Source organism: Glaciecola sp. G7-5, assembly GCF_055808975.1.
This window is the reverse complement of the sequence record NZ_CM147892.1, coordinates 1,970,159-1,983,263: the sequence shown is the minus strand read 5'-3', so window position 1 is coordinate 1,983,263 and position 13,105 is coordinate 1,970,159. Positions and strand designations below refer to the sequence as shown.

The following is a 13,105-nucleotide window of genomic DNA, read 5'->3' as shown; positions in this document are numbered from 1 at the left end:
GCTGGGTCGGTTTTAATTTAGGAGAATGGCCAAATGCCAACAGAAAATACCAAATCAATTGGGTTATTAGCCCTGGCTGGATTATCTTCTTATCAAGAGAAGTCAGACGAAGAGTATATGAACGATGCTCAAACAGAGCATTTTAGATTAATCCTCAAAGCGTGGCGCGATCAATTACGCCAAGAAGTTGACCGTACTGTGCATCATATGCAAGACGAAGCCGCTAACTTTCCGGATCCTGTAGACCGTGCAGCCCAAGAAGAAGAGTTTTCGTTAGAGCTACGTACTCGTGACCGCGAGCGCAAGCTCATAAAGAAAATTGAGAAAACACTTAAACGTATCGAAGAAGACGATTTTGGTTTTTGTGATTCTTGTGGCATCGAAATTGGTATTAAACGCCTTGAAGCGCGTCCAACTGCTGACCTTTGCATCGATTGCAAAACCATGGCAGAAATAAAAGAAAAGCAATTACAAGGCTAAGTGTTGCCGAAAAATAGTGAATTTTTTTCGTCTATTTTAGGTCGTCGCAAAACGGGCGCTGAGCAATCAGCGCTTGAAGTGCTGGCGAATAAGCCACTAAATTCATGACAAATACAACGAAGCTGTCGTCTAAAACGTCATCAGTACCTGAACATATCCCAAGCGCGTATGTAGGTCGTTTCGCACCCTCACCCACCGGTCCATTGCATTTTGGTTCACTTTTTTGCGCCCTAGGTAGTTATTTACACGCAAAACAAAATAACGGCAAATGGCTTGTACGTATTGAAGATATCGATACCCCCAGGGTAGATGAGAGCACAATTAAAACCATCCTCGATTGCCTGCAAGCACATGGCTTGCAGTGGGATGACGATGTTGTATTTCAAAGCCAACGGCATGCCCTCTATGATAGCTATTTAGACTCACTAAATAAGCAAGGGCTGTTGTATGCATGTGCTTGTACTCGCAGTCAAATAAGATCGCGTGGTCAATCTTATGATGGCCATTGTCGGCTTCTGGGGTTGCCTTTTGCAGAAAATGCAATCCGCTTCATTCATACGAGCGACAATACACATTTTCATGATGACATGTGGGGAATGACGCATATTAAGCATGCAATGGCTAGTGAAGATCCCGTATTAAAACGTGCAGACGGTATTTTCTCTTATCATTTATCGGTGGTAGTAGACGACATAGAACAAGGGGTAAACCACATCGTTCGCGGAAGCGACCTGCTTGATACTACCCCAGTGCATTTATCTTTATACCAAGCTTTACAAAAACCAAGCCCTCGTTACATGCACTTACCCATCATTGTGCAAAAAGCGCATGAAAAATTGTCAAAGCAACATTATTCGCCAGCAGTAGACAATGGCAACGCCATAAATAATATAAAATTGGCGCTAATATATTTAGGACTGCCCGAAACACATTTACCAAAGACAGGCTCAATCGAACAATTATTGTACTGGGCTATTATAAATTGGCACCCAAAACTAGTAGCAAAACAAACAGAACTTCTTATTTCGGTAACAAATGACGTATACTCAAAAGCGCGAGATATACGGGCAGTGAATATGGATGTGACAAACCATGAAAAACAGTGAAGAATAAGAAAGTAATTTACATGCCTTTAGCAAACATCATGCTGACAATAAGAACACGAGGCCAATGTGCAAAAGTTGTACCCTAAGGTGATTCCGCGCGATGCCCATAGCATGCGCAATTCTGATTTAACACCAAACACGCTTAAAGTGTTGCAAACGCTTATTAAATCTGGCTACAAGGCTTATGCTGTTGGTGGTTGTATTCGCGATAAACTTATGGGCAAAGAGCCTAAAGATTTTGATGTCGTCACCAATGCGACCCCCGACCAAATCAAAGCTTGTTTCAGAAATTGTCGCCTAATTGGCAGACGTTTTCGTCTTGCACACATTACCTTTGGTCGTGAAATTATTGAAGTCGCTACTTTTCGAGGCCATCACGATAGTGAAGATGATAACGCTGACGAAGAACACAAGCCCGAAAAGAAAAGCGCTAAACCGAGCAAAGATAAAAAAGAAGTACTCTCAAGTAAAACCGATGCAGGCCAACTAACCCGAGACAACATTTTTGGCAGCATAGAAGAAGACGCCGCACGACGAGACTTCACCTTCAATGCTATGTATTTTGATGTAGAAGACGAGAGTATTCTAGACTTCGCAAACGGCATGCAGGCACTTGAAACCCGCACCATCGTGATGATCGGCGATAGCGAACTCAGATTTAGAGAAGATCCTGTAAGAATGATACGGGCGGTTCGTTTTGCCTGTAAATTACACATGCATTTGCCCACAGAACTGGCCAACAGCATCAAGAAAAACGCGCATTTGATGACGAATATTCCGCCAGCCCGTTTATTTGAAGAGGTCAGTAAACTCTTGCTTAGTGGCACCGGAGTCGTGACCTTCGAAAGTTTGTTAGTACACAATTTGCTAACCCCCCTATTCCCGCTGTTGACTCCTTTACTGACTGACGTCAACAGCAAAGAATATCAGTTTATTCTGAATATGCTAAAGAACACCGACAATCGAATAAACAATGATCAACGCATTACCCCTGCATTCTTATATGCGGCGTTTTTGTGGTATCCCATGGAAGAACGTGCACAAGAACGTATGTTCGAGTCTGCGATGCCCTTGCACGATGCCATCAATTTAGCGAGCGCTGATGTTTTATTCCAACAAAGCCGCAGAATAATGATCCCCAAACGCTTCAGCATTCCGGTAAGAGAAATTTGGGGTTTGCAATTGCGTTTGCAAAGAAGACAAGGGCGCAAATGTTTGCAATTATTGACTCATCCCCGATTTAGAGCAGCATACGACTTTTTGCTTTTACGTGGTAGCGTAGAAGGCGGAGATCTACTTGAAATTGGACAATGGTGGACAAGCTTTCAAGAAGTTAGTGAGAATGAACGTACAAAAATGATAAATGATCTGCCTCACAAAGGACCACGTAAACGACGTAAAAGGAAAGTCAACCGATGATGTCAGACGTCGCTTATATTGGGTTAGGTAGCAATATTGATGAACCTCAAGCGCAGATACGCGCCGCGCTTGGACATATACAGGCGCACGAGCAAATCAGCATTCAACATTGCTCGCATCTATATGCCAGTGCGCCCATGGGGCCGAAAAACCAGCCTGATTATATAAATGCTGTGATTAAAATTACCACAAGCTTAACGCCCATCGAGCTATTAGACGTATTACAAGGAATTGAAAAAGATCATGGCCGCAACCGTTCAGGGGAACGCTGGGGACCGCGCACTTTAGATTTAGATATTTTATTATTCAATAACTTGTCTATGGATAATGACAGGTTAACACTACCTCACTATGGTATGGCCGAACGAGAGTTTGTAATGGTGCCATTATTTGAAATTGAACCTGATATGGTCATGCAAGACGGCAAAACTATCGCCTTCTGGGTCGCTCAATGTTCATTTGAGAATTTAAAGCGTTTACCAGGTGTTATAGACCTAGACCTCGCCTCATTGAGCTTGTAAAATACCAAAACCACACCTAGACACCTAGAGTACACAATATGAAAAAGCACACCGTCGCCAGCTTATTGAAAATGAAACAATCAAACGAGAAGATTGCTGCCTTAACCGCTTACGATGCCAGCTTTGCAAAATTGTTTGACCAACAAAATGTAGAAGTCATCCTTATTGGTGACTCTTTAGGAATGGTCTTACAGGGTATGGATGACACCTTGTCGGTCACCGTTGACGAAGTCGCCTATCATACCAAGTGTGTGCGTGCAGGTGCCGAGAAGTCATTTGTGATTGCTGATATGCCGTTTATGAGTTACAGCGAACCTTCAATTGCCTATAAAAATGCGGCCACGTTGATGCGAAGTGGCGCCAGTATGGTTAAAGTTGAAGGGGGAGAGTGGCTGCTTGAAACTATCTCGGGCTTAGTTGAACGTTCTGTACCAGTATGTGGACATTTAGGTTTAACGCCTCAATCAGTGCACGTACTTGGCGGATTTAGAGTGCAAGGCCGTGAGCAAAGCCAAGCCGACAAACTACTCTCAGCTGCAGTAGCGCTTGAATCAGCAGGCATACAATTACTCGTACTTGAATGTGTTCCTTCAAGCTTAGCCCGCATGGTCAGTGAAAAACTAAGTATCCCGGTTATTGGTATTGGAGCCGGCCCAAATACCGATGGACAAATTTTAGTTATGCACGATATGCTAGGGATCAGCGCAAATTATATGCCCAAGTTTTCAAAAAACTATTTGCTTGAAACGGGCAACATCGCTCAAAGCGTTGCGCAGTACATTAGTGAAGTAAAAGCCCAAACATTCCCTGGCCCAGAGCATACTTTTGAATAAAATTGCGGTAAGAGATTAAACCTATATGCAAGTGATTCGCGAAATAACTGAGTTACGCCAACTTCGAAGAACATGGCAAACAGGCAAAGAAGAAATTGCCTTTGTACCCACCATGGGAAATCTTCACAATGGCCATTTAAAACTGGTAAAAGAAGCCCAGAAAGTCTCTACAAAAGTGGTTGTCTCGATTTTTGTTAACCCTCTTCAGTTTGGCCCTGATGAAGATTTAGAGGCCTATCCCAAAACCCTTGAAGACGACCAAGCAGCCCTTGAAGCCTTAGGTGTTGACGTTTTGTTTATGCCCAAAAGTGAAGATATTTACAGCCGAGGTCTTGAACAGCAGACCTTTGTTGAAGTGCCTGGCCTATCTTATATGATTTGTGGTGCAAGTCGACCAGGGCACTTTAGAGGTGTGGCGACCATTGTGTGTAAGCTGTTTAATATGGTTCAACCCAACCATGCTTTTTTTGGTGAAAAAGACTTCCAACAATTGCAGGTTATCCAAGCTATGGTTACTGATTTATCGATGAATCTTAGTATTCACGGTGTACCCACCGAGCGTGAAGCAGATGGTTTAGCGATGAGTTCGCGCAATGGCTATTTAACACCATCACAACGAGAACTTGCGCCAAACCTATACCAAGAAATTAGAGATTTAAGAGACAACATAGTTGCCGGTAGACGAGACTTCAGTTTACTTATCGCTGGCGCTAAGAGCCGTTTGTCACAACAGGGATTCAACCCAGATTATATTGAATTAAGAAATGCACAAAGCCTTATGCAAGTTGGTCATGAAGATACCGATTTGGTGATCTTAGCGGCGGCGTTTTGTGGTAAAACAAGACTAATCGATAACTTACGTTTTTCAATATAACTTGTTAGTGCCTAATAATTAATGACTTCAGGGGCCTGAGTTGACTTGCGCCACAACACACGTGCGAGTACTGAAATCATAACCTGAATCGAGCTTGTCGTTTTTCTTAACAACGAGTATTTCGTTTTCACTTATGTACACAACCCGTTCAGCCGGTGTTTTTTCGCAATGAGAGAATTTAAACGCCTCATAATGATAAACAAAGGATGCAATAAATTTATCCAGAATATATGTTTTCTCTTCTACTTCTTCGTTAACTAGCGGCTCGCTTTCCTCAAGCGCTAATTCTTCTGCTTGCTTGTTAATTCGCGCTTGCAGTGCTGCTTCTAATTTCGCTTTTGCTTGCAGTAACTCTTCTCTTTCGTCATTGCCCAAATCAAGGTTTTTGAGCTCTTCATCAATAGTCTCTATCCCTTTTTGAGCAATTAAGATCCTCGCTTCGTTACTTTCTTTGCTAGAAATATAAAAGCCGCCGAAAGTATCGTCTAAATGCAGTTGCTCGGTATACCAAGATAAGGACGTCACGATGGTAACAATGACCGGCGCCAATAAGATTAGGCGTATAATATTAAAGGTTTTGGGGAAGGCCTCTTTTGGCTTTGATTTGCTTGCGATTATGCGCAAAGACACCAAAATACCTTTTATTAAGCGTAAGAACTGTAGTATTCCAAAAATACAAACAATGGCCACCATACTCACTAGCATTAACCACAAAGGGAGCATTAATAGCATGGTTAAACCTTGTGTGTGGTAAAGGTAACTTGGGTCTGCGCCTATCACAATATTGACTTTCTGTGCTGCTAAGGCCAAAGTGAAATTAGCAATAGCCGCGTAGAGCACAAATAAAACTAAGCGCCCAAAAGTAGATTCCCACACCTTGATAAAAATTGCCCACAGTTCTCTGGCCATCGCAAACAAAGCCAAAAACCCTATCAACCAGAGCTGTGTACCAGGCTCTTCTAAGTTGCCATCAGCGGTAAAAAAAGAACAAGGGCAATCACATAAATAGCTTGATTGGCATGCAATAAAGCCCAACGTTCCCCCCATCCATAACGCCAACGTTTGAGTTTACTCATGAGTGTTTTATTGGCGGCAAAATCAGCATCTAGAGCATCGTTGTCGTTACTCACAATCTGCTCAGCTTGTTCTAGTTTTGGTTTAGACATAAAATCTTACTCGCGTGGCTTACTCCCTATTTAACAACAAGGCTGCGGCCTTTGCAAAATAGGTTAAAATACCGTCGGCTCCTGCACGCTTAAACGCGAGTAAGGATTCTAGAATTACCGCGTCTTTATTTAGCCAACCATTTTGAAATGCCGCTTGATGCATGGCATATTCACCGCTCACTTGATATGCAAAAGTCGGTACCTTAATTTCACTTTTGCAGCGACGCACTATATCCAAATACGGCATACCCGGTTTTACCATGACCATATCGGCGCCTTCGTTTATGTCTAGGCTTATCTCCAACATGGCTTCGTCACTGTTTGCTGGGTCCATTTGATAATTCTTTTTATCACCACCTTTGATATTACCAGCAGAACCGACCGCCTCTCTGAACGGCCCATAGTAACTCGACGCATATTTTGCAGAATATGCCATGATACAAGTGTTGATAAAGCCTTCGGCCTCTAAGGCTTCTCGAATCGCCCCAATTCGGCCGTCCATCATGTCTGAAGGAGCAACGATGTCAGCGCCGGCGCGAGCATGCGAAAGCGCTTGTTCGACGAGCACGTCTATGGTCTCATCATTAAGTACATAGCCGCTTTCATCAATAATACCGTCTTGCCCATGTGTAGTAAAAGGGTCTAGGGCGACGTCGGTAATCACGCAAATTTCATCACCAAATCGCTTTTTCAATGCCCTTACCGCTGATTGTGCTAAGCCATCGTCATTAAAGGCTTCTTCGGCCAATAGCGATTTTTTATTTTCACCCACCACCGGGAACAAAGCAAAATGCTGTATGCCCAAAGCCACGCATTGTGCTACTTCTTCAATTAATAAATCGATACTAAAACGAAAAACCTCAGGCATAGAGGCTATTGACTCAGTTTGTTTTTCACCGGGAATAACAAACATCGGGTAGATAAGATCGTTGACTGAAAGCGCGTGTTCAGAAACTAAATTTCTTAAGGCTGCAGAGCGTCGAAGTCGACGAGGACGGGTGAGTAACATACCTGACATAATTAAATTTCTCTTGAGGACTTGTATACATACAAGTATACCTAAGCTACTACTAAATTACGTCCTTTGTGTTTCGCTAAATACAAGTTTTCATCTGCGAGCGACAACACTTTCCGTGAATCTGAGACCTTGCTGAGCTTTTTACTCGCAATACCCGCACTTGTCGTAATAGAGATGTCATGCGCGCCAGACTTTATTGTCATTTCTTCGAGAGTCAGCCTAAAATGTTCAACTGTTTTGAGTACTTGTTCTATAGGCAACAGACTTGCAATAATAAACTCTTCTCCGCCATAGCGGCAATAATGGAAGTCTTTAAGATCAAAGTTATTTTTTAAATGGGCTGAAAAAGCCTGCAAGCAATCATCACCCGCAATATGCCCATAGCAGTCATTAACCTTTTTGAAATGGTCAATGTCCACAACACAAATGCATAAGGGGAGACCCAACTCTAGGCTCGATTGACACAATCGGTCAAGACCTTCTTCAAAGGCGAGTCGATTAGGCAATCCTGTGAGCCCATCTAGGTTTCGTATGATTTGTAATTCAGAGCTCGCGAGAGAAAGATTGCTCAAAGCACTTTCTAGTTGAGTCGTTTGCGCTTTCACTTGTTTTTCAAGTTTGTCTTTAGCGTCTTGCTGCAGCTTGAGGATCTGATTTTTAGCGTGTAGTGACTTCTCTTTTTCTTTCAGTGCTAACTCTTTCATCTTTAAAGTTTGAATATAAGTCACTCTATATCCGTATATCAAGGCTGACCCAATCAAAAGGGTTTCAATATGAAAGCCTAGCATTAGCGTATAAACATGATTTAATGGCCAATAGATGTAATCCAGTATCCCTAAAATAGCAACCAAGGAGGTCACCAAGTAGACAAACCATACCAAAACAAAAAAGCGAGCGACTTTCGAACCTTCTTTGGCAATCGACGAGCATATAAAGGGCACACTAATGGCGGTTAGCGCTACCGCCACCAAGTGAAATTTCAAAAACAGAGGGTTTTGAGTAAATAATGACATTAGGCACGTAGCTGCATGTCCATACACCAAAAAATTAAAAGCCTGATTGTAACGTTTGCTCTTAGTAGCAATAATTATTTGGGTAAATTTAACCAAACATAAAAAGCTTAGGCTAAGGGAAACTCCTGACATGACTGACTGCAGTCCCGTTCCTTCTGGCCAAAAATACTGAAAAGCAAAACCGCTAAGCGTCATTGCGTGCAACAAGAAGCCGCCAAGATAGAGTCCGTACCACAAATATTCGCTCTTTTGAACGGTCGCGTACATAGTAAGGCTGTAGCAAAATAGAGCGGCCATATAACCAAATACAATGCCAAAGAATATTGAAATATGGTCATTAAATTCAATTAAACCTTGTGGGCTCCATAGGCCAAAGTTCAAGTCAGTAGCAAGTTCAGGGTTTGCAGAAATAAACAAAGTACTTGCTTGTTGCGGTAAATTAAGCGGAATAACAAATTCGGGTAAGGCTATATCCCGAGTATGAAATGCTTTGCTATCGCCTGCGTTAAATTCACCCACCAACACTGACTGGTCCTTATTGGTCTGGCTTGTTGTGAGTAATTTTATGTCGACAGTATTTATCGACGGATTTTTAAAGCGCAGATACACGCTTTTTTCTTTTTGCGCTGGAATAACTATCTTAAGCCATATTTTACCATTCGCGGGCCGAAATTTAAGAGACTCATTATCTCGCTCTCTCCACTGCTCATCTGGTAGGGCGTTCACACTCGAAAAAGTTAGCTCATAAGTATTGTCGATAAAAAAGGATGACTTGCTAATGGCAATATCGCCCTTTGCTTCCTTACTCAAAAATAAGGTGGCTTGCATGAAGACGACAACCGAGCCAAAGATGAAGACGACAAGCCAATATTTAGCAAAAAACTTGCGTAATTCGTTAATCGTTGCGCTGTACTTAGGCGGCATAAAACGCGTATGTTCGATAGAAATCAAAAGCTGTCCACCATAACAATATTGCGTCCAGACGCCTTGGCCTGATACAACAGCTTATCTGCAAACGCGACAATCAGGCTCGTTTCATCTTCAGACAAGACTATTCGACTGCATGCGCCAATACTTACCGTCATTGATATTTCTTGGCCTTCAAAAAGGATTTTTTTGTCTCTACCGCTTTACGCACTTTTTCTAATACGTTTACCAAACCATCTTTGTCAGTGTTGGGCAGCATAAGCACAAATTCTTCGCCACCATAGCGACAAACGATGTCGGAAGGCCGCTTTATTGTTTCTTTTAGGATAGCCGCAAACACTTTGAGGCAGTGATCGCCCGCGAGGTGTCCGAAGTTGTCATTGATCTTCTTAAAAAAATCAATATCTAACATTGCGAAACCCAAGGTACTGAGCTCTCGTTTGCTTCGTCTGCACTCAGCAACAATGCGCTTATCAAAGTAACGTCGATTCATTAGCCCTGTAAGCGGGTCTATGGCGCTTAATTTTTCTAACTCGCGGTTTTTTTCAGATAGCTCGCGTAGTGCTATTTCTAATTCTAATGTTCGTTCTTCAATACTGTATTCTAAGTCGCTTTGGTTTTTCTCTTGTAACCTAATAAGTTCATCTTTCGCTTCGATGGCTTCTTGTTCGTTATTAAGCGCAAGATCTCGCGCGTTTTTAGAAGCGGCCAACTGTTCGTTGAGGTTAACTGCAAGCGCTAATGCAAGTAAGAGTGCTTCGGTTATTGCGCCAACCATCATTAAGTAACTAGAGTTAATAGGCGGTTCAAAAAGTCCAAAGTTCTCTAGAGCAATGGATGTACCAGACACTAATAGAACGCCCCAAGCACCGCAGAAATAACGCGCCACTACACTGCCACGAATTGCTAAGAGCAGCCCTGCGCCAAAAATAATAAAGGTCGTTATAACCAGTAATACCAGCACAAGTTTAATCAGCACAGAATAATAGGGAAAAACAATACTTAGAAATAACAGAGCGAAAAAAACTAAGCGAATATTGTGTAGCATTTTGTAAATACTAAGCGCTTGTTCTCGTAATTTGAGTAGTTTGGTCGTTAAGGTAATAATAAAAATTATTGTCATACTGGCAAACATAGGTATCGCATATTCTTGTACCCACGTGCTGTTTGGCCATAAGTAATGAAAGCTTATTCCTTGAAGAGTCGCCATTACAATCGCAATACAGAAAACATAACCTGCGTATGTGGCAAAAAGAATGTTGCGGGTGGTCGCATAGAAATACAAATTGCTTAAGCCCATCGCAATCATGTAGCCAAAAAACATACCTAAGAACAGCTTCTGAAGGTTTGAATACTCCAAGAAATCATTCGCTGACCACAGTTCAAGGGGGATATTCAACGGCCCTTTACTTCTTGCTTTTACGTATATGTAAATGTCGCCTTCACTTTGTGGCACTTCAAATAAGAACTTCTCTGAATGTATAACGCGTTCATAGTACTTAAGCGCATCACCTGTAGTATAAGCGCCAATCACCTCAGAGCCCTCGTCAGGAGCTGTTAGAAACCACACATCGACGTGATCTAAGAGTCCGTAATTAATCAGTAGAAAGCGATTCTCGTTTGCGCTATGTCTAGGAAGTTTTGCTTTTAGCCAATGTGGTCTTGAATCCAAGCCAAAATTGAAAGTATCGGTGGGTGTCCATTTGTTTTGTTGCAGTGCTAAGGTCTCGCGAATATCGGCACTAAAACTTTCGTCAATGAACAAGCTTACATGTAATTCGCTAGAATTTTGTTTACTGATTTGGGTAAGGTTATAAGGCAGTATTAATAGGGCCATAACAAATAGGCAAACAGCAGCAATGATGCTGGCTGTTCTGACTTTGGTCATCGCTGTAAACTCACTCGCCACTACTACTAACCATGTGTTTTATTAATCTCTTATTTGTGTGCCACCCTCCCGCTAAAAAATAAATTTAGTGCGTTCTTGAAGGCATGGTCTTCTATTACTGATATGTCGATATTTATCAATTTAGAAAGCGTTTCAGCGATGTGAGGCAAGTAGCAAGGCTCATTTTTCGACTTTCGCGGTCTTAGTGTTTTAGGAAACAAATAAGGAGAATCTGTTTCTAATAGTAAGCGCGAAAGCGGTAGGCTTTTAACTGCTTGTTGCAATAGCTGGCCTCGTTTCTCGTCGCACAACCACCCCGTAATCCCCACATAGCAACCCAATGACACATAGGCGTCAAGCTGCTCTTTATTGCCAGTAAAACAATGGCTTACCATAAACTTTAGTGACGGTGCATATTGTTCTAAGAGGGACATTTGTGCTTCAAATGCATCGCGCTCGTGCAAGTACACCCCCATGTTATTTTCAGCAGCGATACTTAACTGCTTTTCAAATGCATAGAGCTGATTTGCTTGAGACGAAAAATTACGATTGAAATCTAAGCCACATTCACCAATCGCTGATATATGTTTATCGGCAATAATGGTGCTTAGTTTAGCCCAAGATTCATTTGTAGCTTTATCAGCGTAATGCGGGTGAATACCTGCGGTGCAGGCCAGTTGGACGTGTATTTGTTGTTCACCACCGGGCGAATTTTTGAGACGTTTTGCTTGTTGTTCCGAGCAAAGAACGCGAGCACGTTCTGATTCTTCGATAGTTGATGCGATAACCAGCAAATGTTTAACATTTGCCTGTTCAGATCTTGCCAATACATCATTTAGCGTAAACCTAGGGTCGAGTAAATTTACGCCTGCGTCTATCCAGCTCATTATGACCCCTTGTTTGCCCCTTTGTCAGTCTTCGGATCAAGCTGCTCATGCTCATCTTCATGCTCATCTTCATCATATTCAAATTCGTCAGAACTATCGTGATTAGGGTTGTCAGAATGCGCATAATCATCAAAGTCGCTTTTACTCTCTGTAGATTGCGCTTGTTGGTCATCATCCTCAGCCTCTGTCGAATCATCTTGTGAACTGCGACTGTATAAACCACCAATTAAGACACCAATCTCAAACAAAACCCACATTGGCACTGCAAGTAAAGTTTGCGAAATAACGTCAGGAGGCGTAAGTAGCATACCAACAACAAAGGCACCCACAATGACATAAGGCCGCTTTTTGCCTAAGGCTTCGGCGGTAGTCATGCCGGTCCAGCACATTAAAATAACCGCAATGGGAATTTCAAAAGCCACACCAAAAGCAAAAAATAGCTTAAGTACAAAATTCAAGTAACTTGAAATATCGGTGCTAACTAGCACGCCCTCGGGTGCCACGCTGTTAAAAAACATAAACGCGAGTGGAAACACCACAAAATACGCAAAGGCCATACCGGAATAAAACAATAAGGTGCTACTGGCAAGCAAAGGTGCAATTAATTTCTTTTCTCGCCGATATAGCCCGGGCGCGATAAAGGCCCAAATTTGGTAAAGCACAAAAGGGATGGCAACAAAAAATGACAGTACTAAAGTTAGTTTAAAAGGCGCTAAAAACGGTGAAGCAACATCGGTTGCAATCATACTTGCTCCTTCAGGCAAGCTCGCTACTAATGGCATTGCCAGATAGCGATACAAGTCTTGCGCAAAATAAACAAGGCATAAAAACACGACAAACACCGACAGGAGCGCTTTGAGCACTCTTGAACGTAATTCAATTAGATGGGCGATTAACCCGCTTGGTTCACTCATTAGGTCTATTTTTTGATGGGTCGGTTGAGGTCGCACTTATCTTTGCTGGTGTATCATTA

At 42.3% G+C, this 13,105-nt stretch carries 13 protein-coding genes and 1 pseudogene; 6 read left to right on the top strand and 8 right to left on the bottom strand.

Annotated features, from left to right (window positions below):
* Positions 1 to 33: 33 nt before the first annotated feature.
* From dksA to panC, 6 genes are all read left to right on the top strand, one after another.
* Entirely contained in the window at positions 34 to 480 is a 447-nt protein-coding gene (dksA, locus tag AC0L6H_RS08555) for an RNA polymerase-binding protein DksA (protein WP_473393780.1), read from the top strand.
* Positions 481 to 584: 104 nt separating this feature from the next.
* The gene (gene gluQRS, locus AC0L6H_RS08550; protein WP_473393779.1) at positions 585 to 1,586 is read left to right on the top strand and encodes a tRNA glutamyl-Q(34) synthetase GluQRS; all 1,002 of its coding nucleotides are present in this window, start codon (positions 585 to 587) and stop codon (positions 1,584 to 1,586) included.
* Positions 1,587 to 1,676: 90 nt separating this feature from the next.
* The gene (gene pcnB / locus AC0L6H_RS08545; protein WP_473394499.1) at positions 1,677 to 3,005 is read left to right on the top strand and encodes a polynucleotide adenylyltransferase PcnB; all 1,329 of its coding nucleotides are present in this window, start codon (positions 1,677 to 1,679) and stop codon (positions 3,003 to 3,005) included.
* Positions 3,002 to 3,526, top strand: a complete 525-nt coding sequence (folK, locus tag AC0L6H_RS08540; RefSeq protein ID WP_473393777.1) for a 2-amino-4-hydroxy-6-hydroxymethyldihydropteridine diphosphokinase — start codon at positions 3,002 to 3,004, stop codon at positions 3,524 to 3,526. Before pcnB ends, folK begins: the two co-directional genes overlap by 4 nt.
* 38 nt (positions 3,527 to 3,564) lie before the next feature.
* Positions 3,565 to 4,359 (top strand): 3-methyl-2-oxobutanoate hydroxymethyltransferase, encoded by a 795-nt coding sequence (gene panB / locus AC0L6H_RS08535; RefSeq protein ID WP_473393776.1) that lies wholly within the window; start codon positions 3,565 to 3,567, stop codon positions 4,357 to 4,359.
* 25 nt (positions 4,360 to 4,384) lie between these two features.
* Positions 4,385 to 5,233: a pantoate--beta-alanine ligase gene (panC, locus tag AC0L6H_RS08530; protein WP_473393775.1), complete on the top strand. Its 849-nt coding sequence runs from the start codon at positions 4,385 to 4,387 to the stop codon at positions 5,231 to 5,233.
* Positions 5,234 to 5,260: 27 nt separating this feature from the next.
* Here the strand turns inward: panC and AC0L6H_RS08525 are convergent, their stop codons facing one another.
* The 8 genes and pseudogenes from AC0L6H_RS08525 to tatC form a co-directional block, all read right to left on the bottom strand.
* Positions 5,261 to 6,142, bottom strand: coding sequence for a hypothetical protein (locus tag AC0L6H_RS08525; RefSeq protein ID WP_473393773.1), 882 nt, complete (start codon positions 6,140 to 6,142; stop codon positions 5,261 to 5,263).
* A 50-nt stretch (positions 6,143 to 6,192) separates the two neighbouring features.
* The gene (locus AC0L6H_RS08520) at positions 6,193 to 6,399 is read right to left on the bottom strand and encodes a hypothetical protein (RefSeq protein ID WP_473393772.1); all 207 of its coding nucleotides are present in this window, start codon (positions 6,397 to 6,399) and stop codon (positions 6,193 to 6,195) included.
* Positions 6,400 to 6,418: 19 nt separating this feature from the next.
* Positions 6,419 to 7,417 (bottom strand): porphobilinogen synthase, encoded by a 999-nt coding sequence (gene hemB / locus AC0L6H_RS08515; protein WP_473393771.1) that lies wholly within the window; start codon positions 7,415 to 7,417, stop codon positions 6,419 to 6,421.
* Between the two features lie 41 nt (positions 7,418 to 7,458).
* On the bottom strand, positions 7,459 to 9,381 hold the full coding sequence (locus tag AC0L6H_RS08510) for a sensor domain-containing diguanylate cyclase (RefSeq protein ID WP_473393769.1): 1,923 nt from the start codon (positions 9,379 to 9,381) through the stop codon (positions 7,459 to 7,461).
* Positions 9,378 to 9,515: a hypothetical protein gene (locus tag AC0L6H_RS08505; protein ID WP_473393768.1), complete on the bottom strand. Its 138-nt coding sequence runs from the start codon at positions 9,513 to 9,515 to the stop codon at positions 9,378 to 9,380. Before AC0L6H_RS08505 ends, AC0L6H_RS08510 begins: the two co-directional genes overlap by 4 nt.
* Positions 9,512 to 11,266 carry a sensor domain-containing diguanylate cyclase gene (locus AC0L6H_RS08500; RefSeq protein WP_473393767.1) on the bottom strand — a complete coding sequence of 585 codons (1,755 nt, stop codon included), beginning with the start codon at positions 11,264 to 11,266 and terminating at the stop codon, positions 9,512 to 9,514. The genes AC0L6H_RS08505 and AC0L6H_RS08500 overlap by 4 nt, the downstream gene beginning before the upstream one ends.
* A gap of 29 nt (positions 11,267 to 11,295) precedes the next feature.
* Positions 11,296 to 12,132, bottom strand: coding sequence for a TatD family hydrolase (locus AC0L6H_RS08495; protein WP_473393765.1), 837 nt, complete (start codon positions 12,130 to 12,132; stop codon positions 11,296 to 11,298).
* Positions 12,133 to 12,299: 167 nt separating this feature from the next.
* A pseudogene (gene tatC, locus AC0L6H_RS08490) lies at positions 12,300 to 13,046 on the bottom strand (twin-arginine translocase subunit TatC); the annotation flags it as partial.
* Positions 13,047 to 13,105 lie beyond the last annotated feature (59 nt).

What these genes read in the sequence shown, in the direction of transcription:
- dksA (WP_473393780.1), top strand. Translation starts at nt 34, where the DNA reads ATGCCAACAGAAAATACCAAATCAATTGGGTTATTAGCCCTGGCTGGA.
- gluQRS (WP_473393779.1), top strand. Translation starts at nt 585, where the DNA reads ATGACAAATACAACGAAGCTGTCGTCTAAAACGTCATCAGTACCTGAA.
- folK (WP_473393777.1), top strand. Translation starts at nt 3,002, where the DNA reads ATGATGTCAGACGTCGCTTATATTGGGTTAGGTAGCAATATTGATGAA.
- panB (WP_473393776.1), top strand. Translation starts at nt 3,565, where the DNA reads ATGAAAAAGCACACCGTCGCCAGCTTATTGAAAATGAAACAATCAAAC.
- panC (WP_473393775.1), top strand. Translation starts at nt 4,385, where the DNA reads ATGCAAGTGATTCGCGAAATAACTGAGTTACGCCAACTTCGAAGAACA.
- AC0L6H_RS08525 (WP_473393773.1), bottom strand. Translation starts at nt 6,142, where the DNA reads ATGGCCAGAGAACTGTGGGCAATTTTTATCAAGGTGTGGGAATCTACT.
- AC0L6H_RS08520 (WP_473393772.1), bottom strand. Translation starts at nt 6,399, where the DNA reads ATGTCTAAACCAAAACTAGAACAAGCTGAGCAGATTGTGAGTAACGAC.
- hemB (WP_473393771.1), bottom strand. Translation starts at nt 7,417, where the DNA reads ATGTCAGGTATGTTACTCACCCGTCCTCGTCGACTTCGACGCTCTGCA.
- AC0L6H_RS08505 (WP_473393768.1), bottom strand. Translation starts at nt 9,515, where the DNA reads ATGACGGTAAGTATTGGCGCATGCAGTCGAATAGTCTTGTCTGAAGAT.
- AC0L6H_RS08495 (WP_473393765.1), bottom strand. Translation starts at nt 12,132, where the DNA reads ATGAGCTGGATAGACGCAGGCGTAAATTTACTCGACCCTAGGTTTACG.